At 58.9% G+C, this 23,687-nt stretch carries 22 protein-coding genes and 2 pseudogenes; 8 read left to right on the top strand and 16 right to left on the bottom strand.

All coding sequences use genetic code 11. From position 1 onward, the window contains the following. Positions 1-136 precede the first annotated feature (136 nt). The gene (locus ACP7E4_RS06370; RefSeq protein ID WP_426112917.1) at positions 137-1,045 is read left to right on the top strand and encodes an AraC family transcriptional regulator N-terminal domain-containing protein; all 909 of its coding nucleotides are present in this window, start codon (positions 137-139) and stop codon (positions 1,043-1,045) included. Here ACP7E4_RS06370 and ACP7E4_RS06375 read toward each other — a convergent pair. The 3 genes and pseudogenes from ACP7E4_RS06375 to ACP7E4_RS06385 form a co-directional block, all read right to left on the bottom strand. Then, positions 1,023-2,191 (bottom strand): annotated as a pseudogene (locus tag ACP7E4_RS06375) (ATP-binding protein); the annotation flags it as partial. The gene ACP7E4_RS06370 and the pseudogene ACP7E4_RS06375 sit on opposite strands and share 23 nt — an antisense overlap. Before the next feature lie 147 nt (positions 2,192-2,338). After that, positions 2,339-3,538: pseudogene (locus tag ACP7E4_RS06380) on the bottom strand (PAS domain S-box protein); the annotation flags it as partial. 167 nt (positions 3,539-3,705) lie between these two features. Then, the gene (locus tag ACP7E4_RS06385) at positions 3,706-4,632 is read right to left on the bottom strand and encodes a LysR substrate-binding domain-containing protein (protein ID WP_426112915.1); all 927 of its coding nucleotides are present in this window, start codon (positions 4,630-4,632) and stop codon (positions 3,706-3,708) included. 174 nt (positions 4,633-4,806) lie between these two features. Here ACP7E4_RS06385 and ACP7E4_RS06390 point away from each other — a divergent pair, with 174 nt between their 5' ends. From ACP7E4_RS06390 to ACP7E4_RS06405, 4 genes are all read left to right on the top strand, one after another. Beyond that, positions 4,807-5,211, top strand: a complete 405-nt coding sequence (locus tag ACP7E4_RS06390; RefSeq protein ID WP_426112913.1) for a RidA family protein — start codon at positions 4,807-4,809, stop codon at positions 5,209-5,211. Positions 5,212-5,293: 82 nt separating this feature from the next. Then, on the top strand, positions 5,294-6,667 hold the full coding sequence (locus ACP7E4_RS06395) for a pyridoxal-phosphate dependent enzyme (protein WP_426112911.1): 1,374 nt from the start codon (positions 5,294-5,296) through the stop codon (positions 6,665-6,667). Further along, positions 6,664-7,842, top strand: a complete 1,179-nt coding sequence (locus ACP7E4_RS06400; RefSeq protein WP_426112909.1) for a cystathionine gamma-synthase — start codon at positions 6,664-6,666, stop codon at positions 7,840-7,842. The genes ACP7E4_RS06395 and ACP7E4_RS06400 overlap by 4 nt, the downstream gene beginning before the upstream one ends. Positions 7,843-7,926: 84 nt before the next feature. Next, on the top strand, positions 7,927-8,205 hold the full coding sequence (locus ACP7E4_RS06405; protein WP_426112907.1) for a DUF1330 domain-containing protein: 279 nt from the start codon (positions 7,927-7,929) through the stop codon (positions 8,203-8,205). A gap of 57 nt (positions 8,206-8,262) precedes the next feature. Here ACP7E4_RS06405 and ACP7E4_RS06410 read toward each other — a convergent pair whose 3' ends face one another. Then, positions 8,263-8,643: a RidA family protein gene (locus ACP7E4_RS06410; protein WP_426112905.1), complete on the bottom strand. Its 381-nt coding sequence runs from the start codon at positions 8,641-8,643 to the stop codon at positions 8,263-8,265. Between the two features lie 91 nt (positions 8,644-8,734). After that, positions 8,735-10,027 carry an MFS transporter gene (locus ACP7E4_RS06415; protein ID WP_426112903.1) on the bottom strand — a complete coding sequence of 431 codons (1,293 nt, stop codon included), beginning with the start codon at positions 10,025-10,027 and terminating at the stop codon, positions 8,735-8,737. 455 nt (positions 10,028-10,482) lie between these two features. Between ACP7E4_RS06415 and ACP7E4_RS06420 the strand changes: the two genes are divergently transcribed. Then, a complete protein-coding gene (locus tag ACP7E4_RS06420; RefSeq protein ID WP_426112901.1) occupies positions 10,483-10,941 on the top strand; it encodes a GNAT family N-acetyltransferase in 459 nt (152 codons plus the stop codon). 73 nt (positions 10,942-11,014) lie between these two features. Here the strand turns inward: ACP7E4_RS06420 and ACP7E4_RS06425 are convergent, their stop codons facing one another. From ACP7E4_RS06425 to ACP7E4_RS06435, 3 genes are all read right to left on the bottom strand, one after another. Further along, complete coding sequence (locus tag ACP7E4_RS06425; protein ID WP_426112899.1) at positions 11,015-11,806, bottom strand: hypothetical protein; 792 nt, start codon at positions 11,804-11,806, stop codon at positions 11,015-11,017. A gap of 718 nt (positions 11,807-12,524) precedes the next feature. Then, entirely contained in the window at positions 12,525-13,532 is a 1,008-nt protein-coding gene (locus ACP7E4_RS06430) for a GlxA family transcriptional regulator (RefSeq protein ID WP_426112897.1), read from the bottom strand. Between the two features lie 4 nt (positions 13,533-13,536). Then, entirely contained in the window at positions 13,537-14,079 is a 543-nt protein-coding gene (locus tag ACP7E4_RS06435) for an isochorismatase family protein (protein ID WP_426112895.1), read from the bottom strand. Between the two features lie 265 nt (positions 14,080-14,344). On the opposite strand from ACP7E4_RS06435, the gene ACP7E4_RS06440 reads away from it, so the two are divergent. Further along, positions 14,345-14,686: a carboxymuconolactone decarboxylase family protein gene (locus ACP7E4_RS06440; protein WP_426112893.1), complete on the top strand. Its 342-nt coding sequence runs from the start codon at positions 14,345-14,347 to the stop codon at positions 14,684-14,686. A gap of 138 nt (positions 14,687-14,824) precedes the next feature. Here the strand turns inward: ACP7E4_RS06440 and ACP7E4_RS06445 are convergent, their stop codons facing one another. The 4 genes from ACP7E4_RS06445 to ACP7E4_RS06460 form a co-directional block, all read right to left on the bottom strand. Then, positions 14,825-15,844, bottom strand: a complete 1,020-nt coding sequence (locus ACP7E4_RS06445; protein ID WP_426112891.1) for a sensor histidine kinase — start codon at positions 15,842-15,844, stop codon at positions 14,825-14,827. A 9-nt stretch (positions 15,845-15,853) separates the two neighbouring features. Then, positions 15,854-17,314: an RAD55 family ATPase gene (locus tag ACP7E4_RS06450; protein WP_426112889.1), complete on the bottom strand. Its 1,461-nt coding sequence runs from the start codon at positions 17,312-17,314 to the stop codon at positions 15,854-15,856. After that, positions 17,311-17,745, bottom strand: a complete 435-nt coding sequence (locus tag ACP7E4_RS06455; RefSeq protein ID WP_426112887.1) for a hypothetical protein — start codon at positions 17,743-17,745, stop codon at positions 17,311-17,313. Before ACP7E4_RS06455 ends, ACP7E4_RS06450 begins: the two co-directional genes overlap by 4 nt. A 283-nt stretch (positions 17,746-18,028) precedes the next feature. Continuing rightward, positions 18,029-18,673 (bottom strand): glutathione S-transferase, encoded by a 645-nt coding sequence (locus tag ACP7E4_RS06460; protein WP_426113064.1) that lies wholly within the window; start codon positions 18,671-18,673, stop codon positions 18,029-18,031. A 148-nt stretch (positions 18,674-18,821) separates the two neighbouring features. On the opposite strand from ACP7E4_RS06460, the gene ACP7E4_RS06465 reads away from it, so the two are divergent. Then, positions 18,822-19,385: a TetR/AcrR family transcriptional regulator gene (locus tag ACP7E4_RS06465; protein WP_426112885.1), complete on the top strand. Its 564-nt coding sequence runs from the start codon at positions 18,822-18,824 to the stop codon at positions 19,383-19,385. Positions 19,386-19,463: 78 nt separating this feature from the next. Here ACP7E4_RS06465 and ACP7E4_RS06470 read toward each other — a convergent pair whose 3' ends face one another. From ACP7E4_RS06470 to ACP7E4_RS06485, 4 genes are all read right to left on the bottom strand, one after another. After that, positions 19,464-20,486 (bottom strand): transketolase family protein, encoded by a 1,023-nt coding sequence (locus ACP7E4_RS06470; protein WP_426112883.1) that lies wholly within the window; start codon positions 20,484-20,486, stop codon positions 19,464-19,466. Then, positions 20,483-21,331, bottom strand: coding sequence for a transketolase (locus tag ACP7E4_RS06475; RefSeq protein WP_426112881.1), 849 nt, complete (start codon positions 21,329-21,331; stop codon positions 20,483-20,485). The genes ACP7E4_RS06470 and ACP7E4_RS06475 overlap by 4 nt, the downstream gene beginning before the upstream one ends. A gap of 18 nt (positions 21,332-21,349) precedes the next feature. Beyond that, a complete protein-coding gene (locus ACP7E4_RS06480) occupies positions 21,350-22,654 on the bottom strand; it encodes an MFS transporter (protein ID WP_331152345.1) in 1,305 nt (434 codons plus the stop codon). A 100-nt stretch (positions 22,655-22,754) separates the two neighbouring features. Continuing rightward, on the bottom strand, positions 22,755-23,504 hold the full coding sequence (locus ACP7E4_RS06485) for an SDR family NAD(P)-dependent oxidoreductase (protein ID WP_426112879.1): 750 nt from the start codon (positions 23,502-23,504) through the stop codon (positions 22,755-22,757). Between the last annotated feature and the right edge of the window lie 183 nt (positions 23,505-23,687).

The raw sequence follows: 23,687 nt of genomic DNA on the forward strand, positions 1-23,687 counted from the left end.
GCTGCTCCACTGTCGATGAGATGAGTCACCACAGTACCGATGACCTTCAACGCCAGCGCAGCCGTTCCTGCCCGAATCCTGCCTGTTTCTGCTTTTCGCTTGCGTGGGTCGTGGTTCTGCGGTCAGCATGGCGGCTATGAATAATCAACTCATTGAGCTTCGCGCTCTGGCTTCCAGGGCCGAAAACCGCCGTACTGAAACGGGCATCCCCCGCGTGGCCATGGTTCAAGGCAAGATCCCTGAACACATGCTGGCTGCGGTCTACGATCCGATGATCAACCTGATCCTGCAAGGCAGCAAATCCATGACGGTCGGCGACCGCACGCTGCGCTACGACCCGGCGACATATTTCGTCATGTCCATCGAGTTGCCCGCAGTGGGCGCGGTGCATCCGGCAGTTTCCGGCGAACCTTACCTGGCGGTCAGCCTGACCCTTGACCCAACGGTGCTGGCGACCTTGCTGGCGGACCTGCCCAAACCTGTTGGCCGGTACGAAAACGAAGCCGGATTTTCCGTTGCGGCCGTCACCCCGGAATTGATGGACGCCTGGCTGCGCATGCTGCGGTTGATGGACCGGCCCGAGGACGTCGCCGCCCTCGCCCCGGTTTACGAGCGCGAGATTCTCTACCGGGTTCTGCAAGGGCCTCACGGCTGGATGCTGCGGGAAATTGCTGCGCCCGACACGGCCATGGCTCGCGTCAGCCTGGCGATTCAATGGATAAGGCGCAATTTTGCCGAAACGATCCGAGTGGAAACCCTGGCGCAGCGTGCGGCAATGAGCGTGTCGGCCTTTCACCGGCACTTCAAGGCAGTCACGACGTTGAGCCCTTTGCAGTATCAGAAACGGGTTCGGTTGCTCCAGGCCCGGATGCTGATGGTCGCCAGCGCCAGAAGCGTCACCAGTGCAGCCTTCGAAGTCGGTTACGAAAGCGCTACCCAGTTCGGCCGTGATTATGCGCGGATATTTGGCCTTCCCCCCGCGCGCGATGCGGCGAGAATTCTGGGCGAAACCAAAGGCGCCGTCAGCTCTCGATCAGGCTCTTGATCCGCACGGCCAGGCCTTCAACCGAGAAAGGCTTGGTCATGACATGCATATTGGCGTCCAGATTGCCGCTGCCTATGACGGCGTTTTCTGCATAGCCGGTGATGAATAACACCTTCAGATCCGGTCGACTGGAGCGGGAATAATCCGCCATCTGGCGACCGTTCATGCCGCCAGGCAGACCAACGTCGGTGACCAGCAGATCAATGCGGGCGCTGGACTCAAGAATTCGTAGCCCCGACGCGCCATCGGCGGCTTCCAGAGCTGTGTAGCCCAATTCTTCGAGGATTTCTGCCACCAAATGACGCACTGTCGGTTCGTCATCGACCACCAATACAGTTTGCCCCTCTGACGCCCTGGGCATTTGCAGGGGTTGCAACGGGATCTGCTCGACGTGTCGGGTCGTTTCCTGGGGCAAATACAGACGCACGGCAGAGCCTTTCCCGACTTCCGAATAGATTTTCGCCTGACCGCCGGATTGCCGGATAAAGCCGTAGATCATCGACAGGCCCAGGCCGGTTCCCATACCCAGCGGCTTGGTGGTGAAAAACGGTTCAAACGCCTTCGCCACCACGGCCGGACTCATGCCAACGCCTGTATCGATAACGCTTAATGACACGTAGTTTCCTGGCGCGAGATCGAAGGCTTCGGCGGCACAGATGTCCAGGGTGCAGTTGGCAGTTTCGACCACCAGCTTGCCGCCTGCGGCATCGCATCACGGGCATTGATACAGAGATTCAACAAGGCATTTTCCAGCTGATTGCCGTCAACGTTACTGGTCCACAATGCCTCGCCGAGCAGCATGCGGGTTTCCACCGCCGGACCCACGGTGCGGACGATCAGATCCTGCATGCTGGCGACCAGACGGTTGATATCAGTAGGCTTGGGATCAAGGGTCTGTCGTCGCGAAAACGCCAGAAGCCGGTGGGTCAAGGCAGCCGCCCGCTGGGATGATCCGTGTGCCGAGTTCACATACTTTTCGAGTTCATTGATGCGCCCTTGCCCTATGCGGGTCTGCATCATCTCCAGGCTGCCGGAAATCCCGGTCAGCAGGTTGTTGAAATCGTGGGCGATGCCGCCGGTCAACTGTCCTACTGCCTCCATTTTCTGGGATTGCCGGAGCTGCTCCTCAGAACGCATCAACTCCTGGGTTCGGTCCTGGACAAGCTGCTCCAGGGAGGCGTTGATCCGCCGCAGATCGTTTTCAGCCCTGCGCCGGGCGATGGCACTGCGCGTGCGGCCTGCTGCATCTGCGGTAAAGCGCATTTCTCCTGCTGTCCAGGCGTACGGTTCATTGCGGATAGCACACAGAGCGGCCACGGTTTTGCCGTTTTCCACCAATGGCACGCTGAGCAGCGACCTTATGCCGGCCCGCAACAGGCCCTGCGCCTCGCGGGAACGGGGATCGTTCGCGACATCCGCGATCGACAGTGACTCGCCCAGTGCCAATTGACTGGAAAACCAGTCCGAGTCATTCCCGCTCCAGAGTCCGTCCAGTGTGGTTTCTGCAGCCTCGGGCCAGCTTCGACCACTGAGGACAAGCTGCCCGTCAGGATTCATCGACAAATAACAGGCAGCGTCGCATTCCAGGACGCTGCCCAAGGTCGCAGCAACGCTACACGCCATGTGTTCGGGTTCTGGCATGTCGCGTAACGCGTCACTCAGTTCGAGCAGTGCCTGGCGCCTGGTCAGCGCACGATGGGCCTCGGTCACTTCCTGGAAAATGATCGTGAATCTGTCACCCTCCAGCGGGTGAACTCGACCTTCAAACCAGCGACTTATGCCCGCAACCTGATGATTGAAGGCTGCGGTTTTATGCTGATCGACCGCCTCTGCCACCTCGTCGATCCAGAAATTTTCGATGTCTGGAAACAACTCGCGGACTGTTCGGCCCTTCACTTCTGCGTTGGTCACGCCGACCAGCTCGGCCCAGGCTGGATTAACGTCCAGGTATCGCCAGTCGCTGACCGTGCCATCTGCCCCGCGAATCAGCTCACCGAGAATGAAGCCGTCGTCGAGCCGTTCAAAAATACCGCGCCAGTACTCTTCACTCTGGCGCAGCGCCAACTCCGCATTGCGACGCGCGGTGATATCCGTGAACAACACTGCAACGAGCTTTTGTTCGGTGCTGATGGCCGTGGCATGAACCTCAAACCATCGACGCAGTGCCTCTCCATAGTGTTCGAAGCGTATAGGCTCACCGGTGTCAGCCACTTTTCCGTAGACGTCGTACCAGTGTTGGTCTTGATCGGGCACCATGTCCCGAATCCATCTGCCTTTGGCATCGGCCAGGCCGGTATGCTGCTCGAAAACGCGATTGGTCTCGATGAATCGGTAATCGCACGGACGCCCATCGGCATCAAATTTCATTTCGATGATGCAAAAGCCGGTTTCGATCGAATCCAGCAGCTGTCGGTATTGTCGTCGCGCGCCGGACAGATCGGCTTTTAACCGTTCGTTTTCGGCGTGAAGAGTTTGGGTGTCAACGTGACTCATGGACGTCCCTGTGGATGGCGGTGTTCGGCGCCTAACCTTGTTGAGCTTGAACGACCCGACTTTATCACTCAATCATTCGGCCTGACCCGCAGTTTCTAACGGCATTGCCTGAGCAACGTCACCTGTTGTTGGTTCGCTGAATAATTGATTGCGTAGGCGCAAGGCGCTTATCGCGAGGCTGGCGCACTGACAGGTGCATGTTGTTCCATCAACTCGACCACCCAATCGATGAACACGCGCAGTTTCACGCTGATATGCCGGTTCGGCGGAAATGCCACGTACATCGGCATCGAGTCCAGCCGCCAGTCTGCAAACAGCGGCACCAAATCGCCCCGCGCGACGCTGGCCTGGGCCATGTAGTCAGGCAACCAAAGCACCCCGAGGCCGGCCAGGCCTGCGGCGAGATAGGCATTGCCATCGTCGACGGCCAGAACGTAGCGACCCTGGACATGCACGTTTTCATCGTTCAAGCGCATGGCATAGGGCAGCGCCTTGCCGGTGCGTGCCCACAGAAAACCGACGATACGATGCTGCGAATCTTCCAGCTCGCGAGGATGCACAGGCGTACCGACACGCGCCAGATAACTGGGTGCCGCATAGACACCCAGCTGGAGATTGCCGACCCGACGAGCCATCAAAGACTGGTCGGTCAACTCGCCGCCACGCACCACGCAGTCAACATTCTCGCCGACCATATCAACGATCCGGTCGCTCACGCCCATGTCGATCTGGATATCCGGATAGCGCGCATGAAAGGCTGGCAACGCCGGTACCAGAATCATGCTCGCCAGCGGGCTGGGCACGTCGACGCGCAACCTGCCTCGCGGTAAGGCCGAGGCGCCGGACAGGCTGGTTTCGGCGTCGTCCAGGTCAGCCAATAGTCTGACAGCGCGTTCGTAAAAGACCGCGCCGTCAGCCGTCACGTTGACTTTGCGCGTCGTGCGATTGAGCAGTTTGACACGCAGCCTCGCCTCCAACTGCTGGACCAGTTGCGTCACGCTGGTCTTGCTCATGTGCAGCGTTTCAGCTGCTTTGGTGAAGCTGCCCGCCTCCACCACTCGGACGAAGGCCTGCATCGCATCGAAGCGGTCCATTTTTATCCTCTGCGTGCTGGATGGCTGCCTTCATTGCTGCCTCGATTGTTTGGATTTTACAAACAGTGCTGGCTAGAGTTGCCTGTTTATCAGGCGGGAACAAGCCCCTAAAGTCCTTTCATCACTTAGCGGGTCGGCTTTGACTCGTTCTTTAACCCTATGAAGGAGCTAGCTATGACAACCCGTGATGTGGTTTTTCCACCCGGCCGCCAGGCGCTTTATGAGCGCAATCGTTATTCGCCGGCAATCAAGTCCAATGGCTTTTTGTTCGTCTCGGGACAAGTCGGCAGTAACGAGGACGGCTCGCCCGAAGCTGATCTGGAAAGCCAGGTGCGACTTGCGTTCAACAATCTCAATGCCATTCTCGGCGCTGCCGGTTGCACCTTTGACGATGTCATCGACGTGACCGTGTTCATTGTCGATCCAGAGTCGAAGTTTGAAACCATCTGGAAGGTGATTCCGGAGTTCTGGGGCCACGCGCCGCACCCGACGCTGACCGGCGTTGGTGTGACCTGGCTGTATGGCTTCCAGTTTGAAATCAAAGTCATCGCCAAATTGCCGGAAACCGCTGCTGCATGACCTGACAGGCGATTTGGACGGCAGGTGTAAGGACGGCAAGCTACCCTGATCTCAATGCAGATTCCCGCAGCGAGATGACGACATGCCTAATGACTCCCGCCCTGCCGTGCTCGGATTGATCGGCAATACCCCACTGGTGCGCGTTACCCATTTCGATACCGGCCTGTGTACGCTGTTCCTCAAACTTGAATCGCAGAATCCCGGCGGTTCGATCAAGGATCGCATCGGCCTGGCGATGATCGATGCCGCCGAACGCGATGGCCGCCTGCGACCCGGCGGCACCATTGTCGAAGCGACGGCTGGCAACACCGGCCTGGGACTTGCCCTGGTCGGTCGCGCCAAAGGCTACCGCGTGGTGCTGGTGGTCCCGGACAAAATGTCCACCGAGAAAGTCCTGCACCTCAAGGCGATGGGCGCCGAGGTGCATATCACCCGCTCCGATGTCGGCAAGGGCCATGCCGAATATTATCAGGACGTCGCCGCGCGGCTGGCGCAGGAGATTCCCGATGCGTTCTTCGCCGATCAATTCAACAATCCGGCCAACCCGCTGGCTCATGAGTGCAGCACCGCGCCGGAGATCTGGGCGCAGACCGAGCATGATCTGGATGCCATCGTCGTCGGCGTCGGCTCGGCAGGAACGCTGACCGGGCTGACCCGTTTCTTCCGCCGTGTGCAGCCTGACCTTGCCATGGTGCTGGCCGATCCGGTTGGTTCGGTCATGGCCGACTACAGCCGTGGCCTGCCGCTGCCCACCCCGGGTTCCTGGGCCGTGGAAGGCATTGGCGAAGACTTCATCCCTTCAATTGCCGACCTTTCCAGCGTGCGCCAGGCCTATTCAATCAGCGATGAGGAAAGCTTCGATCACGCCCGGCAACTGTTGCGCGCCGAAGGCATTCTCGGTGGCTCTTCCACCGGCACTTTGCTGGCGGCGGCGCTACGCTACTGTCGCGAGCAAACCGAACCCAAACGCGTGGTTAGCTTCGTCTGCGACACGGGCACCCGTTACTTGTCGAAGGTGTACAACGATCAATGGATGACCGATCAGGGCTTGCTGCAACGCACGCGTTACGGCGATCTGCGCGACCTGATCGCTCGGCGTTTCGAGGATGGACGGGTGATCAGCGTGGGCCCGGACGACACCCTGCTGACCGCTTTCCAGCGCATGCGTCTGGCGGATGTGTCGCAGCTTCCGGTGTTGGTGGATGGCCAGCGTCTGGTGGGCGTCATCGACGAGTCCGACATTTTGCTGGGCGTCCATGAAGACCCTTCGCATCTGCGCCTGACCGTGGCCAGCGCCATGACCGTCACGCTGGAAGTGTTGCCTCCCGGCGCCAGCCTGGTTGAGCTGCAAGGCAAACTCGACCGCGGACTGGTTGCAATCATTGCTGACAGCGCAGGCTTTCACGGCCTGATTACCCGTGTCGACCTGCTCAATCATTTACGGAGATCACTATGAGCCAACACGATGAAACCACCCCGCCACAGGCCTTCGCCACAAGGGTGATCCATGCAGGTCAGGCGCCGGATCCTTCCACCGGGGCATTGATGCCGCCGATTTATGCCAATTCCACTTATCTGCAACAAAGTCCCGGCGTGCATAAAGGCCTTGATTACGGCCGCTCACACAACCCGACGCGCTGGGCATTGGAGCGCTGCGTGGCGGATCTGGAAAGCGGAGCCCAGGCCTACGCCTTCGCCTCCGGACTGGCGGCGATTTCCACCGTGCTCGAATTGCTCGACGCCGGGGCACATATCGTCTCAGGCAATGACCTGTACGGCGGGACTTTCCGTCTGTTCGACAAAGTGCGCCAACGCAGCGCCGGGCATCGCTTCAGCTACGTCGATCTGACTGATCTGGCGGCATTCGAAGCCGCCTTGCAGGACGACACGCGAATGGTCTGGGTCGAGACGCCGAGCAACCCGCTGCTGAGTCTTACCGACCTCGCCGCCGTGGCGCGCATCTGTCGTGGACGCGGAATTATCTGCGTCGCCGACAACACCTTTGCCAGCCCGTGGATCCAGCGCCCGCTGGAGCTGGGTTTCGATATCGTGGTGCATTCGACCACCAAATACCTCAACGGCCATTCCGACGTGATCGGCGGCATCGCGGTGGTGGGCCAGAACCCGGAACTGGCCGAGCGCCTGGGTTTCCTGCAGAACTCGGTGGGCGCCATCGCCGGGCCGTTCGACGCCTTTCTGACCCTGCGCGGTGTGAAGACCCTGGCCCTGCGCATGGAGCGCCATTGCAGCAACGCGCTGACGCTGGCGCAATGGTTGGAGCAACAGCCGCAGGTGGCACATGTCTATTATCCGGGCCTCGCTTCGCACCCTCAGCACGAACTGGCGCGACAACAGATGCGCGGATTCGGCGGCATGATCTCCGTTGACCTGAACACCGATCTGGCCGGCGCGACGCGCTTTCTCGAAAATGTTCGGATCTTCGCCCTGGCCGAAAGTCTAGGTGGCGTGGAAAGCCTGATCGAACACCCGGCGATCATGACCCACGCGAGCATTCCGGCAGAAACCCGCGCACAGCTCGGCATCGGCGATGGGCTGGTGCGGTTGTCAGTGGGCGTTGAAGATATCGAAGACCTGCGCGCCGACCTGGCTCAGGCGCTGGCCCGGATTTGACGGGCTTTGACTGGCTGAAGCTGGGCGCTGCTGGAAAGAGATGAGTAGAATCGGCGCAGTCCCATCAATAACATCGGAGTCGCTATGAGTGCCTATGTAATCGTCGAAATCACCGATAAAGATGACGCTGCAAAAACCAGATACGCACAAGCTGCAGGACCGGTCGTAGAAAGCTTCGGCGGCAAATTTGTCGCCCGCAGCCCGGTGACCGTCCTGCACGGCGCGGGGAATTTTGAACGCGGCCTGGTCATTGAGTTTGACGATCGCGAGGCGGCTCTGACCTGGTACCACAGCCCGGAATATCAGGCACTCATCGAAGTCCGCAATATTGCCTTTGATAGCCGCTTTGTACTGATCGGCTAAGCTGCAACCCTTCGCGTCCGGGTCTTGCGTCCGGGTCGCAGCTATCAGGCTGACGACTCAGGCTTTGGCGGCCATCGCTGTCACTTCCACACGCATGCCTTCAACCGCCAGCGCGGCAACGCCAACAGCCGCGCGAACCGGCCAGGGCTTGCTGAAGAAGCGCTGATAAACCTCATTGAAAGCCGGGCGGTCGGCCATGTCGGTGAGGTAGATAGTCAAATGCAGAACCCGGTCCAGGGAACTGCCGGCGCCTTCCAGTGCAACCTTCAGCGCTTGCAGTGTGCATTCGCTCTGCTCGACGATGCCGCCCAGCTCCAGGCTGCCGTCGGCGCGGGTGGGGATCTGGGTGGAGACCAGCAGACCGCCGATACCGGCCACGTCGGAGGAAATGGATTCGGGATCGGGGTCAGCAACAAAAGTGAGGTCGTGGTTTGCCATGGGGATCTCTTGCTTGGGGGCTAGCGGGAATCTTGCAGGCGGCCAGTCTACAACCCCATCCAGCGTTCGTGAATGACCGGCGTCGGCGCAGTCAGCGGGCACTGCCGGTAATCGACGCAGGCCGCGCTATCGCCAGTGCTACCAGCGCCGCAATGAAACACAGCATGCCGGCGATGAAAAACGACGGCGTATAGGTTGCCAGCACGGTGCGGATCATCCCCGCCCCGTAGGCCGCGAACGCAGCACCCAGTTGATGGGCGGCGAAGATCCAGCCAAACACGATATTGGCGCGTTGTACGCCAAAAGTGGCAGCGGTCAGCTTGATCGTTGGCGGCACCGTGGCAATCCAGTCCAGCCCATACAGGATGGCGAAGATCGACAGCCCGAAGACGGCAAAATCGGTGAACGGCAAGATGATCAGTGCGACGCCGCGCAAGCCGTAGTACATGAATAGCAACCAGCGATTGTCGTAGCGATCAGACAGCCATCCCGAACCCACCGTGCCGATGAAGTCAAAAATCCCCATCAATGCCAGCAGCCCGGCAGCGCTGGTGGCGACCAGACCGAAGTCGCCACACATCGTGACGAAGTGCGTCTGGATCAAACCCGACGTGGTTGCGCCGCAGATGAAAAATGTCGCGAAGAGAATCCAGAAGGTCATCGACCCGGAAACATCGCGCAGAACGGTCAGCGGCATCAGCAACATCTGGCGCAGCGTGCCGGTTTTAGCGCTGACGGCTTGCGGTTCGGTTTCGCCGTAAAGCGGCAGACCAAGATCTGCGGGGTGATCACGCATCAGCGCAAGTACCGCGACAACGGCCACGGCCAGCATCACGCAGATAAAAGTGAGTGCTGTGCGCCAACCGAAGTTTTCGGTGAGACGCGCCAGCAGCGGCAGGAACACCAGCTGGCCGGTGGCTGAACTCGCTGCCAACAAGCCGATGATCAAACCGCGTCGAGACGAGAACCAGCGGGTGGCGACTGTCGCGCCCAGCACCATCGCGGTCAGCCCGGTACCAGCGCCGACCAGAATGCCCCAGCACAAGACCAACTGCCAGAACTCGGTCATGAACAGCAACGAGGCACCAAATCCGATCATCACCACGACAATGGCCGTCACCATGACTTTGCGCATGCCGAAGTGGTTCATGAAAGCACCGGCGAACGGCCCCATCAACCCGAACAATGCAAAACGAATCGCCAGGGCTGAAGAAATATCGGCCGTCTGCCAGCCAAACTCGTTCTGCAATGGGACGATAAACACACCCGGCGCGCCTACCGCTCCGGCCATTACCAGCATCGTCAAAAAGGTCACGGATGCGACGACCCAACTGTAATGAATCCTGCGCCGCGTCAGTGAACCCGCGAGTAGCGATGCCAGCATTGCCATGTCCTTGCTTGAGCGAAATGGGGGAAGTGACAAGTCACTTTTGCAGGGCATACCGCATTCGCCGTTGCCGAACGATCAGTTGTCCCGCCTGATTTCACGGGACGAGGGCTAGCACAAACCACCCGACCGTAAGATGATTTGCATCATATAATCGAGTTTGCGATTCATCAAGCGCATAATTAATAGAAACTAAATGCGAGATCTGCATGCTATTTCAAGCCCCCCTGCTCTATTCGCTATCGATAGTGAAGGTATGTCTAACTGATCGAACAAGCGCTTAGGGGTGGTATTAACTGGATGAAAGATGAATCATTCGTCGAAACAGCCAGTGCCGCCCCGTGAACGCCAGATCTTTGAGATGCGCTTTGACCATCGGATCAAAGATCTGCCCATGGCCAGTTCACCCACAGTTCTTTAGGATCGAACGACCACACGCAAGGAGTGCCCAGATGGATTGCCTGATTCGAATCGCAACTGCCGAGGACTCCACGGCCATAAGCAAGGTCATTATCAACGCCTTGCGAGAGTCCAACGCCCTCGACTACTCACCAGAAATCATCCTCCAGGTTGAAGAAGGCTTTTCACCGAAGGCGATTATCGATTTGCTGATCCAGCGGCAGGTCTATGTGGCGACGATCCGTGGTCAGGTGGTGGCAACAGCCAGCCTGGATCGGGACGTGGTTCGCAGTGTGTTCGTCGACCCACCCCATCAGGGGACAGGCATAGGGCGACAACTGATGACGATGCTGCTGGAAGTGGCGGTCAATGGGCGGATCGAACGATTGCGAGTCCCCTCTTCCATCACCGCAGAAGGATTTTATTCGTCGCTAGGCTTCAACAAAATCCGAGACGAGTTTCATGGAGCCGAGCGCACAATCATCATGGAAAGGCTACTTGGACTCACGTAAACCGATCATCACCACACCCAGATCCTCGGTGTCCTGATATCAGGTTTCCGAGGGTGGGCGGCTGCGCCTGACATCAAGGTCTTTCAACAAGAGACTCCCGTTGTGTTTGTGGCTCTTCGATCTGACCTGTCTGCTTAGGCCTGAACTCTGCCAGTGACCGCCGGATTCGGCTCGCCAGCGAGCTACGGCCATGCACATTCTGGTAGTGGAAAACGGCAGTTGATCGAATGACAGTGGGATCGGCAGGTAGATTGGTGTGCAGCGAGCGGTAGCCCCAGAACAGATACATATCGCCCGGTCGCATCCGTATCCGCACGAACGCCTTGGCGTCTTTGGCGTGACGCCGGGCCAGGCGTCGTTGCGACCACCGATTGTCGATCAGCAGCTTGTCCAACAGGTTCAGGGCATAATTTTGCCGAATGGGCCGGTGATTGGGGAGCATGATCAAATCACCCGGGTCGCTCTGGTCTGGCATACAAACAGGCATGATCGCCGTCAGCACGAACGAATCGTAGTGGAAGATCAACGACTCACGCTGGCCGCGCTCGCCAATCAGGCAACGCAATACCTGATGCAGATCTGGCTCACGGGGTTGCTGCCCTGTCCCTTTTGTCACGACACGCTGGCATAAATCGAGGAAGTCGGGGGAGCTGCCCCACTCATGTAAAAGCGAACCGGCTACGGCCTGGCTGCCAGTTAAAGCAATGTATTGATTTCCAGCGGCAGTGACAGCCTGGCTGACCATCGCTTGTAACTCAGCCAGTTCAACGTCGCTCGCCCAACCACGTAGAACGGCGTAGCCATCGGTGTTGATCGCGTCGACCAGCGTCTCGATCTGCGTTTCAGAGAACTTTTGATATTGCATCGGGTGCGTACTCGCGGCGGTGGAGTGAGCATGTCCGCCCGTGCAACCCTGACGCTGAGATAGCGATCAGATGATGTTCGGGCTGACTTAAACCGAAAGCACACACCGTCTCACTAACCGGATGTTGTCTGGCACTGAAATTGCGCCGCCCGCTGCCATTCCGAGACAGCCCAAGCGATCGTCGTCAGCTTAGTAGATTGATACGCATTCAGTAAAGTTTCGTATCTTTCGCTTGACATGATAGCCCGTGGCCACCTGTAAAGGGGTTGTTCAGCACGTGCTCATCCCCTGAACATCGGCGAAGACGGCAAATTACTTGAGTACTGCGAATGAGCGTCAGCTGGTCGTGACAACACCCAGAAAGCGTCCTTACCCGACCCCCTTCGCTGGAGCACCGATCAAGCGACTCTGACTGCTCTGTATGACAATTGAAAATTGAATCCGGAAAATGGGAAACGCTGTCTATCCGTAGAACCCGCAAAAGGCAATTGTTTGCCAGTCAGCCCATAAATCCAGCGATACAGGCTGACAATATATTGTAAAGATAGCCGTCACGTGGTGACCGCTTGTCCGGTTCATAACGGCCTGTTGCGCTGACAGGCATGCCAACTTTCTGGACGTCGATATTGTCTCTGAAGTGTTCCACGCAACTCCCTGACACTGATCAAAATCCACGGTGACTGGAAAGTCACTGCCAAGGTCTATCAGCAGTTGCAGATCAAACCGTCGACGAGCGCAAGCGGCTCTGCGAGGGCGGCGCAGATTCGTATTTCCCCCAGATGCGCCGTAAATGACGCGCCGACCCGAACCCTGCGCGTTGTGCCACCGTTTCCATATCCAGGCTCGAATGGGAAAGCAATTCTCGCGCAAGCGTTATCCGCAGTCGATGCAGGTAATCCAGCGGCGCGACCCCCGCGTATTCATGGAACAGCCGCCCCAGATGACGGCCGCTGGTGCAGGCAATGCCCGCCATCTGCTCTATCGTCCAGTCGCCGCCGGGGTCGGCAGCAACGGCATCCTGCACCCGGTGCAGCGCCGGGTGCAGGTGATTGCGTCCCGCAATCCATGGCGATAACTGCGGATCGGCACCGCCCCGCCGCATATACACCACCATTTCCCGCGCCACTGCACACGCCAGCCGTGGTCCGCTCAACTCCGCCAGCACCTGCAGCATCAGGTCGATACCCGCTGTGACGCCGGCGCTGGTACTGATCCGACCGTCGGTGACATACAGCCGGTTCTCCAGCACCCGGGCCCTGGGCGCGAGTTCCTGCAACTGCGCGCACAGTGAGTGATGCGTGGTGCATTGGCGGCCATCAAGCAAACCGGCTCGGGCCGCACTCAACGCCCCCGCACACACGCACAGCAATCGCTCGCCGGTGGGCGCCAGAACCCGGCGAAGCCATTCGGTCAGAACAGCGCTGGCTGTTTCGAACTCACGCAGCTGCGTCGGGGATACTGCCGACGTTGAACCGACCAAGACCACGAGAGTGCCCGGCAACAGGGTTTCCGGCAGCGGCGCCAGCCCTGCCAAAGGCAGGCCGATAGAAGTTTGCAGGTCCGCCAACGGGCTGACGTAGTGCAACTCAAACGTCGCGCGCTCCTCGCCTTCTGCCCGGCGTTCTGCGAACTCGATCCGGGAAGCGAGCTGCAGCACTTCGGCCGGGCCCGCCAGATCCAGCATCAGCACATTGGGCAGCAGCACGAACAGCACCGGAATCGCCAAGGTTTCAGCCCTCCAGCACCTGAGCAACCGTGGCGATGCGTGCGAAACGCCCCTCCAGCACCAGCTCGGTACGCTCGCGAATTTCGGCAGCACTGTAAGTACGACCGCTGCGAGCGTGAGTCATGGCGAAGGTCAAGGTTGCCTCACTCACATAGTCCACGGCAAAACCGCTGTCCGAGGCGTGGCGCGTGGTGGTTTCACAACATTGTTCGGTGCGGATGCCGCTGATGATCAACTTGCCGACGCCCTGCTTCGTCAGCCAGGCCGCCAATCCGGTGCCGACAAGCGCACTGTGATAATGCTTGTGGAACATCACGCTCGGGCTGATCGAAAGCTCTTTCAACGTCTGGACGTGGCCCGACGCCAGGGAAAAGGGCCCGTGCTCGCCGACGTGGAATATCTGCACCACCGGAATCCCCTTCTCCACGCAGCCGTCAATCAACGCCTGCTGCTGTTCGAGGAATGCCGAAAGGTCGGTTCCGGACCAGTAAGGTGTATGACGAAAAGACTCTTGTACGTCGATAACGATAAGCGCGCTGAGGGTCATGTTTAGCTCCGTGGCGTTTGCCATGCTGGTGATAGTGGCTGCATGGTAAAGCTCAAGCAAGCACCGCAATAGACGGGAGCAGGACCAGTGGAGGACGCTTTCGGACATGCGCGTATGTTTGGAAGCCGGAAAAAATCGTATGGCAAATGACAGGGGCTGCGCCTGAACCCTGCAAATTGTCTGCTAAACCTTAGAATTGCTGTCGGTGACGCAAAAAAACAGGCTGGCTGAAATAGTCGGCCCCACTCCTGAAGGAATTAACACAATGTTCAATAACTGGTCCGAACTGCTGCCTACCATCCAGAAGTCTTTCGCTGCCCTGGGCAAAAGCAACCCGAAAATGGTCAAGGCTTACATAGCGCTCGATGAGGCCTCTGCCGAGAACGACGTGCTGGACGCCAAGACCCGTGAGCTGATTTCCATCGCCGTAGCCATCACGACACGCTGCGACGGCTGCATCGGCGTACACACCGACGCGGCAATCAAGGCCGGTGCCACTCGGGAAGAAATCGCCGCTACCCTGGCAACCGCCATTTCGCTGAACGCCGGTGCCGCTTATATCTACTCACTGCGGGCGCTGGAGGCTCATGACGCACTGAAAAAATAAGCCGTACCGCCTTCGTTCGCGAAGCTGGCATGTTGCAGGAGCGAATCTATTCGCGAAGCAATGGTGCAGACGCTGAAGCTGTGCCGGATGTACCGGCCCCTTCGCGAACACGTTCGCTCCCACAGGGATCGGGTTTCGCTAGAAGTCGACCAGCGGCAGCGTCACGACAAACACGCTGCCCTGGCCATCGCCATCGCTCGTGCCCGTCACGGTTCCGCCGTGGGCTTCGACCAGCTCACGCACCACTGTAAGACCAATCCCCAGGCCAGCACCGTTGAAACCGACGGCGTGAACATCCTGCACAAATGGTTCGAAGATGAATGGCAGGGCCAGGGCGGAAATACCGATACCGTTATCGCAGACTCTTATCTTTACCCAATCTCCGTCGGTCGCGACCGACAACGTGACAATACCGCCGGACGGCGTGTATTTCGCCGCGTTGCCCAACAGGTTGCCAAATATCTGCGCAAGCCGGCCCGGATCGCCGTTGACGCCCAATTTGCACTCAGGCAATTCGACACTGAACTGCAGATGCTGAGCAATCATCACCGGGCTGCAGACTTCGATGGCACTACGGATGATCGGTGCCATATCGATCAGGCGGCAATCGAGACGGAACTTGCCGGAAGTGGCGCGTGAGACGTCGAGCAAGTCTTCCACCAATCGCGACATATGCTGAACCTGACCTTCGATCAGCTTCTGCATGCGCGGCAGTTCCTCCCGAGGCACGCCCACGATTCGCCCGGCAATCATGCTGATCGGGGTCAGCGGATTGCGCAGCTCGTGCGCCACCAGCGTCAGGATTTTTCGTTGTCGTTCCAGAGCGCTTTCGGCCAGATCCTGCAAGTGTTGCGCACCAAGAGCGGCGATCACCAGTTGTTCATTGGCTTCACGCATCTCCAGAAACAAGCGTTGTTCTTCCAGGGTGCGGCTTGGTTTCTCCGCATCCGATTGCGCCAGGAGAATCGCCAGCACCAATTGCTGATTGGCCTCAACCAGCTGCTCCACCTGCTGGCTATCCACCAGACGGTTGCCGGTGTCGCTCAATTCCTTTTGCAGCGCCGCCAGAACCGCTCGAGCTTCAACGGTTTTTTGACCGAGCAGGAACAACTCACGAGCGGCATTGGCCTTAACGTCCTTGTCCTCGGCGTTGGTCATGAGGTTGAATTACTCATTGTCGATGCCAAGGCGCCGACGGGTTGGCCGCCCGCCCAGCAAGCCTTCCTGGTCAGGCAGCATGTCGCCGATCTGCAAACCTTTTTCGTCGATGCTGTACAGACGCAATTCATCGGAGTGGGCACTGGCCCGCACCTTGACCACGGCCATGATGCGCAGCAAGCGACTCTGCACTTCGATGTAGCGCTGGACGATGATCGCGTCAGTGAGAAATGCGGTGCCGTACGGGCTGAAACGCAGGTCGGTGTAGCGGTCTTCCAGTTCGGAGGTCATTAATACGCTGACTCCCGCGCTGGTCAGTGCGGTCACCATACGCGACAGCGATTCGCGGAAGTCTTCGCGGAAAGTCGGCGCCAGGGCAAGCTCGAAGCCCGAGAGCGAATCGATCACTACGCGGGTGGCTTTGAGCCGGGCGATTTCGCCCAGCAGCAAGTGGACAATTTCGTCGATGGACAGATCCGGAGCGCGACTGTCCACCAGACCCACCACTCCCTTCTGGATCAAGTCAGCAAGTGTGGTGTTCTGCGAATGATTGGGGCGCTGCTCGAAGACCGCAATTACACCCGTTTCACCATTGCGCGCGCCCTCGGCCAGGAAGGACGCCGCCAAAATGCTTTTACCCGAACCCGACGGCCCCGCCACCAGCAAGGAGTATCCGCGAGGAAGCCCGCCGCCCAGCATGTCATCCAGGCGCGGCACGCCCATCTTCAGGCGTTTGGCCGGGAATTCCAGAGGCGCCTCATTCTGGTTGAGCGTCGCCGGGGCGAACACCTTGATCCCGGAGCTGGCAATGCGGAACGTGTGCAGACCCGGCAAAGTCGGCTGACCCCGCATTTTCATGATTTCCATCTTGCGCACCATGGAATTGCGCTGGACGCTCTGGCGCAACCAGATGAGGCCATCGGCCACGGTGAAGATCGGATTGGTATCGGTCTCGGTGAAATATTCCCCAATCAGGAAAGTCGTCGCCTGCCAGGTGGTCATCAACATGCCCAATTGCTGGATGAACTGCGGCAGATTGTTGTTGGGGTTGTTCTGGGTCTGGCTCGCCAGCACCACGGAACGAAACGAGTCGACGAACACCAGCGACGGGGTATGAGCCTCCACTTCGCTGACAATACGACGCAGTACTTCGTCAAGATCACCGGCCAATGTGTCGTCGACCAGATTCACGTAGCGGATCGACTGGTTGATCGCATCGCTGTCAAAAAAATCGAACTGCTGCTGATAACGCAGCATCTTCAACGGCGGCTCGCCCAGTACGGTGAAGAACAAGGCCGGACGTTCGGGCGTCGCCAGGGCAAACATCATCTGATGCGCCAGGGTAGTTTTACCGCAGCCAGGCGGGCCCGCGATCAGATTGAACGAAAACTCCGGCAAACCTCCGCCCAGCACCTCGTCCAGTCCTGGCACGCCGGTGGCCAGGCGGTTGATAGTCACTTTGGTGCTCATGGCGATTTTTCCTGCGAAGGGGTGTCGCTCAAAGAAGGCTCCCACACGCCGCAAAGCAAACGTGCGGTCAGCGAAGGCCCGATCAGCGTGGTCAGCAGCCCGTAATAGGTGGTCAGCAAGACTTGTCCAAAAAACAGCGCATTGGTTTTGCTTTGCTCGACGAGTGCGGCTGCGATGGCCGTCAGAATTGGTGCTGCCTGCAAGCTGCCATAGCTGGCAGCCAGACTTGGATGAGTTGTTACAGCGAGATGGAGGCTGCGACGCAACAGCGCAGCCGCCCCTTGTTGGCCGATGACAGGCGCGAGCGTTGCGTCCATATCCTGCAATATAGAAACGACTGCTTGAGCAATCGTTGCAATGTCAGCGTTGGGGCCAACGCGGTGCGCCAGAGAAGCTACGATCTGACGGCTCTCTTCGCTGAGCGGGGGCATGGCTAGCTGATATCCGAAAGACAGACTCAGATGGTACACCCTATTGCCGGTTACCGAGCGCTGAATGAAAAATGCAGTGCAACTAATTGATTTAGTTGGCCAATTAAGACTGGCGCGCTCCGGCCAAGTCAGTCGGATCGCCCGTAATCCAGACGTTATCTACAGTGACGCGGCGACGGAACCCAAAACGCCATCACGCCGTTGCCATCGGCCCGGGAAGGCCCGTTCAGGCAACGGCATCCAGCATTTGGTGAGCGGCAAGTAGAAAAGAGTGAATCCAGTGTCAGACCGGTTCTGACATCGTCACCCGGTTTTTCACGCTCGGCCGCTCCTGCATTCTTGCGTACCAGGCCAGCAGCGCCTGGCACTCTTGCGGGACCGCCAACTCCACGAGCCCGGCAAAGATCAAACCGCCGATAACCGTGATGTCGGCCATTGAAAACGTTTCCCCCGCCACAAACGGCCGGGTTTGCAGTACGGCATCGAAGTAACGCATGCCGCGCAGGGCCTTGTCGCGCTGGCGAAAACCCCATTCGGCATTCTGGTACAGCTCGACGTCTGGACCGAGGCCCGGTGTGGCGTGATGGAAATAAACACTGACAGCGTCGAGCAGCTCCAGCTCGGCGCGCTTGCTCATCATGTGAATCAGGCCTTTCTCCAGTGGTGTGGTGCCGGTGAGCGTCGGCGTGTCATCAAGGGCGTCGAGGTATTGGGTAATCGCGGTGCATTCCGCAATCAGGGTCCCGTCGTCAAGTTCCAGTACCGGCAGCGTGCCGGAGTAATTTTTCGCCAGGAACTCCGGGGTCTTGTGCTCGCCCTTCCAGAGATCAACCGAAACGAAACGGGTGCGTGATTGCAGGTTTTTTTCCGCCAGGGCAATACGTACCCGCGCCGGATAAGGGCCGGTGTGCCAGTCGTAAATTGTCAGCGTACTTGTGTCTGAGGGGGTGATGGAGTTCATAATGAAATCATACCTATCTGCCAGTTGGTAGGTAAAAGGTACCGATTGAAAATTTAACGGTCAAGCGCTTTGTATCGCTTAAGATGCGCAGCCAGTGAACCGAGGAGGCAGTGAAGTGAGCGCAAACCATCGAGAAGCCATTCTGGCCGCCGGCAAAGACGCCGCGCAGGCTCACGGATACAGCGGTTTGAATTTCCGTGATCTGGGCCAGGTCGTGGGCATCAAGAGCGCGAGCATTTACTACCACTTTCCGAGCAAGGCCGATCTTGGCGCAGCCGTGGCCAGGCGCTATTGGGAAGACACGGCGGCCGAGCTGGAAACCATGCTCGCCCAAATGCCGGATCCGGCCAGCTGCCTGCGTCGCTATCCCGAGCTGTTTCGCCGCTCGCTGGCGAACGGAAACCGGCTGTGCCTGTGCAGTTTCATGTCCGCCGAATTCGACGATCTGCCGGAGTCGGTCAAGACAGAGATCCAGACTTTCGCCGATGTCAGCGTGGCCTGGCTCGGCAAAGTCCTGTCCGCTGCAAACGGTTCCAGCCCCGAGGACAACGAAGCGCAAGCACGCGCGATCTTCGCTGCGGTCTCCGGTGCCCAGCTCATGGCAAGAAGCCGCGCGGATATCGGGCTCTATGACACGCTGATCGAGAGTTATCGTGTGGCGGGGTTGCTACCGGCGTAGGTGTACAACTTCGCGGCTTCCGGCAGCATCGATTTAATAGCACCCAACGTAAAAGCGCCCTTGCGGGCGCCTCAGGAGTTAAAGCCAGCCTTTGATTCGTGTACAAACCGCCGGAGTGGAGATCCCGTAGCGATCATGCAAGGTCGGCAGCGCCCCCGCGTCAAGGAAGGCGTCCGGCAATGCGATCTGTCTAAAGGTTGGCGTGACGCCGTTGCGCAGCAAAACCGTGGCGACCGCTTCACCCAGCCCGCCGATGATGGAATGGTTTTCGGCGGTGACCACCAGTCGCCCGGGCTTCCTGGCCTCGGCGAGAATCGTCTGCTCATCCAGTGGCTTGATGGTTGGCACATGTAGCACCGCGACATCCACGCCATCGGCCTGCAATTCCTTCGCCGCTTCCAGGGCGCGCATCGTCATCAGCCCGGTGGAGATGATCAATACGTCGTTGCCGGTGCGCAGGGTTTTCGCCTTGCCGATCTCGAACTTGTAACCGTATTCGTCCAGGACCAGCGGCACATTGCCGCGCAACAAGCGCATGTACACCGGTCCCTGGTGGGCGGCGATGGCGGGGACGGCCTGCTCGATTTCCAGGGCATCGCATGGATCGACGATCATCAGGTTTGGCATGGCACGAAAGATCGCCAGATCATCCGTAGCCTGGTGACTTGGCCCGTAGCCGGTGGTCAGGCCTGGCAGACCGCAGACAATCTTGACGTTGAGGTTTTCCTCGGCAATCGCCATGCAGATGAAATCGTAGGCGCGACGTGAAGCAAACACCGCGTAAGTCGTCGCAAAAGGCACGAAACTTTCGCGCGCCATGCCCGCCGCAGCACTCATCAACAACTGCTCAGCCATGCCCATTTGATAAAAACGATCCGGATGGGCCTTGGCGAAAATGTGCAGGTCGGTGTATTTCGACAGATCAGCCGACAGCCCGACGATATCCGCACGCTGCTCCGCCAGGGCGGCCAACGCATGGCCGAAAGGTGCCGAGCGGGTCGCCTGCCCTTCCGAGGCAATCGAGGCAATCATCGCCGAAGTGGTGAGTTTCTTTTTCACTGCGCCAGCCGCGGGCGCATTCTGCTTATTCAAGGTGCTCATAGGGTTTTCTCTTCTTCGAGGTTGCTCAGCGCCACATCCCATTCATGCTCGTCCACGCGGATGAAGTGGGTCTTTTCCCGCGTCTCCAGGAAAGGCACACCCTTGCCCATTTTCGTGTCGCAGATGATCACTCGGGGTTGCGTTCCAGGATGATTGCGCGCGGCATCGAATGCGCCGACCAGCGCCTCCAGATCGTTGCCATCGACACGCTGGGTGAACCAGCCAAAGGCCTGCCAGCGATCCACGATGGGCTCGAACGCCAATATCTCGCTGGAATGACCATCAGCCTGTTGGTTGTTGACGTCGACAATCGCGATCAGGTTGTCGAGCTTCCAATGGGACGCCGACATCACCGCTTCCCAGGTCGAACCTTCATTGAGTTCGCCGTCGGACAACAGGTTGTAGACGAAAGACGCCGAATGCTTGCGTTTCAGACCCAGACAGGCGCCCACCGCAATCCCCAGGCCGTGGCCAAGCGAGCCCCCGGTGATTTCCATGCCGGGGGTGTAAGCCGCCATGCCCGACATCGGCAGGCGGCTGTCATCCGACCCATAGGTTTCAAGCTCGTCGAGGGGGATGATTTCGGCCTCAATCAGCGCCGCATACAGGGCGATTGCGTAGTGCCCAATCGACAGATAGAAGCGGTCACGCTGCTCCCATTGCGGATCTTCGGGGCGGTAGTTCAAGGCATGAAAGTAAGACACGGCCAGCAGGTCAGCGGCGCCGAGGGCCTGGCCTACATAACCCTGGCCCTGGACCTGACCCATCCTCAGCGCATGGCGGCGGATGTTATGGGCGCGTTGCGCCAGGGTCGTGGAAGTCATCTGTGAAGAAATGGCTGTCATGGTGAATACTCCGTTGATTCAACGATTGACCGAAGCGGCAGGAATGCGCAGGACCAGCAGCGCACCCAGGCACAGCACACCGGTAATCAGGTACATGCCAATGGCGCTGGAACCGGTGGTGGTGGTAATCCAGCCGATCAGGTACGGCGAGCAGAAACCCGCGAGGTTCGCGAAGCTGTTGATTCCGGCGATCCCCGCTGCGGCAGATACACCACCGAGCAACGTGGTGGGCAGCATCCAGAACAGCGACGAAGCAGACAGGACCCCCGCCGCTGCCAGGCACAGGCTGAGTACCGAGAGGATCAGATTACCACCCATCAACGCCGCCAGCGTCAGGCCCAGCGCGCCAGCGATCATGGGGATAATCAAGTGCCAACGGCGTTCCTGATGCTTGTCGCCACTGCGGCCCATCAGCAACATCACGACGATGGCGCACATATACGGCAGGCTGGTCATCAACCCGATATGCAGCGCGTCAGAAACCCCGGCGTTGCGAATCAGGGTCGGCAGCCAGAAGGTAATTGCGTACTGGCCCATTACCACGCAGAAGTAGATGCATGCCAGCAGCCACAGACGCCGATCACGAATAAACGCCGCCGGGGACGCGTGAGTGACTTTGCGACTTTCATCTTCGGCCAGCTCTTTCTTGACCAGTTCTTTTTCGTCGGCACTGAGCCAGGTGGCTTGATCGACGCCATCCTTCAGATAGAACAGCACCATAAAACCGACGATCACGGTTGGAACCGCTTCGATCACGAACATCCATTGCCAACCCGCCCAGCCGTGAAAACCAGCGAACGAGTTCATGATCCAGCCGGAGAGCGGGCCGCCGATCATTCCCGACAGTGGAATGGCGACAAACCACAGCACGGTCATTTTTGCCCGGCGATAGGACGGAAACCAGTAAGTGAGGTAGAGCAGCAGACCCGGCGCCAGTCCTGCTTCGGCAATCCCCAGCAGGAAGCGCAGGCCATAGAATTGCCAGGCTGTCTCGACGAAGGCAAACAGCGCAGAAATGATGCCCCACGAGATCATGATGCGCGCGATCCAGCGCCGCGCCCCGACCCGGTGCAGGATCAGATTGCTGGGTACTTCGCAAAGAAAGTAACCGATGAAGAACATCCCGGCGCCGAGTCCGTAAACGGTCTCGCTGAGCGCCAGATCGTTCATCATTTGCAGCTTGGCGAAGCCGACATTGACGCGATCGAGATAGGCGCACAGATAACACAGCATCAGGAACGGCATGAGCCGCCAGGCCGTTTTTCGATAAGCGTTGGAGCGCGCGGCCGAGGCCGCTTCCAGAGAAAAAGTGGTGGATATCATGATGATCTGATCTCTTGTTTTTATAGATCGCCGGGCAATGAGCCAAGCGCATCGTCGATCCAGAACAGCACGGGCCGCGTGCAGCCCGCCCACGTAACAATCAGTGAATCAGCATGCCTCCGTTCACATCCAGGGTGATGCCCGTGAGATAGGAGGACAGGTCGCTGGCGAGAAACAGCGCGGCGTTGGCCACATCCTGAGCGGCACCCAGGCGCCCCAGCGGTATGCCGTCGATGATGGCGTGACGCCGCTCATCCTGCATCAGGCCGCCCGTGATGTCGGTGTGAATCAAACCCGGCGCAATGGAATTGACACGGATATTGTCCGGGCCGAATTCCCGGGCCATCGCCTTACCCAGGCCCAGCACGCCCGCCTTCGCCGCGCTGTAGTGAGGCCCGCCGAAGATACCGCCGCCACGTTGAGCGGAAACCGACGACATACACACGATGCTGCCCGAGGACTGGGCGCGCATGGTCGGAATCACCGCCTGGGACATCAGCAAGGTACCGCGCAGGCTGACATCCAGCACCTTGTCGTAATCCGAAGGGCGAATGTCCAGGGTCTTGATCGGTTGGGTGATGCCGGCATTGTTGACCAGAACGTCGATGCGGCCGAAATGCTCGATGACTTTGGCGACGGCAGCCTGAACCTGGGATTCATCCGCAACGTTTGCCGCCAGTCCCAGATGACCTTCTCCGAGTGACGCAGCGGCATCACGTGCGGCGGATTCATCCAGGTCCAGGATCACGACGCGCGCGCCTTGTTGAGCGAAGGTCACTGCGGTCGCCCGGCCGATACCGCGTTCCGATGCAGCGCCGGTGATGATTGCGACTTTGCCTTTGAGAAGCATGGGGAATACCTCGGTATTATTTTTATTGGGATGTTGCTTATGGGTTCGATCCGCAACGAATCGATGCCTCAGCTTGTGCCCCGGCCAGAAGCTGAGCAATAACGCAAAAGTCACTCGTTGCTGAAATAAATTCAGCTCTCGTCAAGGCCAGGGCGAAGTGCTTGAATGCAAACATCCCCAATC

Origin of the sequence: Pseudomonas sp. DSP3-2-3 (assembly GCF_049898225.1) — a bacterium.
In the GTDB taxonomy this organism is placed as follows: domain Bacteria; phylum Pseudomonadota; class Gammaproteobacteria; order Pseudomonadales; family Pseudomonadaceae; genus Aquipseudomonas.

Coding starts and splice junctions, on each gene's coding strand:
- ACP7E4_RS06405 (WP_426112907.1), top strand. CDS start 7,927: ATGAGTGCCTATGTAATCGTCGAAATCACCGATAAAGATGACGCTGCA.
- ACP7E4_RS06485 (WP_426112879.1), bottom strand. CDS start 23,504: ATGCTTCTCAAAGGCAAAGTCGCAATCATCACCGGCGCTGCATCGGAA.
- ACP7E4_RS06385 (WP_426112915.1), bottom strand. CDS start 4,632: ATGGACCGCTTCGATGCGATGCAGGCCTTCGTCCGAGTGGTGGAGGCG.
- ACP7E4_RS06450 (WP_426112889.1), bottom strand. CDS start 17,314: ATGAGCACCAAAGTGACTATCAACCGCCTGGCCACCGGCGTGCCAGGA.
- ACP7E4_RS06370 (WP_426112917.1), top strand. CDS start 137: ATGAATAATCAACTCATTGAGCTTCGCGCTCTGGCTTCCAGGGCCGAA.
- ACP7E4_RS06445 (WP_426112891.1), bottom strand. CDS start 15,844: ATGACCAACGCCGAGGACAAGGACGTTAAGGCCAATGCCGCTCGTGAG.
- ACP7E4_RS06400 (WP_426112909.1), top strand. CDS start 6,664: ATGAGCCAACACGATGAAACCACCCCGCCACAGGCCTTCGCCACAAGG.
- ACP7E4_RS06440 (WP_426112893.1), top strand. CDS start 14,345: ATGTTCAATAACTGGTCCGAACTGCTGCCTACCATCCAGAAGTCTTTC.
- ACP7E4_RS06455 (WP_426112887.1), bottom strand. CDS start 17,745: ATGCCCCCGCTCAGCGAAGAGAGCCGTCAGATCGTAGCTTCTCTGGCG.
- ACP7E4_RS06415 (WP_426112903.1), bottom strand. CDS start 10,027: ATGCTGGCATCGCTACTCGCGGGTTCACTGACGCGGCGCAGGATTCAT.
- ACP7E4_RS06435 (WP_426112895.1), bottom strand. CDS start 14,079: ATGACCCTCAGCGCGCTTATCGTTATCGACGTACAAGAGTCTTTTCGT.
- ACP7E4_RS06410 (WP_426112905.1), bottom strand. CDS start 8,643: ATGGCAAACCACGACCTCACTTTTGTTGCTGACCCCGATCCCGAATCC.
- ACP7E4_RS06395 (WP_426112911.1), top strand. CDS start 5,294: ATGCCTAATGACTCCCGCCCTGCCGTGCTCGGATTGATCGGCAATACC.
- ACP7E4_RS06475 (WP_426112881.1), bottom strand. CDS start 21,331: ATGACAGCCATTTCTTCACAGATGACTTCCACGACCCTGGCGCAACGC.
- ACP7E4_RS06480 (WP_331152345.1), bottom strand. CDS start 22,654: ATGATATCCACCACTTTTTCTCTGGAAGCGGCCTCGGCCGCGCGCTCC.
- ACP7E4_RS06425 (WP_426112899.1), bottom strand. CDS start 11,806: ATGCAATATCAAAAGTTCTCTGAAACGCAGATCGAGACGCTGGTCGAC.
- ACP7E4_RS06420 (WP_426112901.1), top strand. CDS start 10,483: ATGGATTGCCTGATTCGAATCGCAACTGCCGAGGACTCCACGGCCATA.
- ACP7E4_RS06390 (WP_426112913.1), top strand. CDS start 4,807: ATGACAACCCGTGATGTGGTTTTTCCACCCGGCCGCCAGGCGCTTTAT.
- ACP7E4_RS06470 (WP_426112883.1), bottom strand. CDS start 20,486: ATGAGCACCTTGAATAAGCAGAATGCGCCCGCGGCTGGCGCAGTGAAA.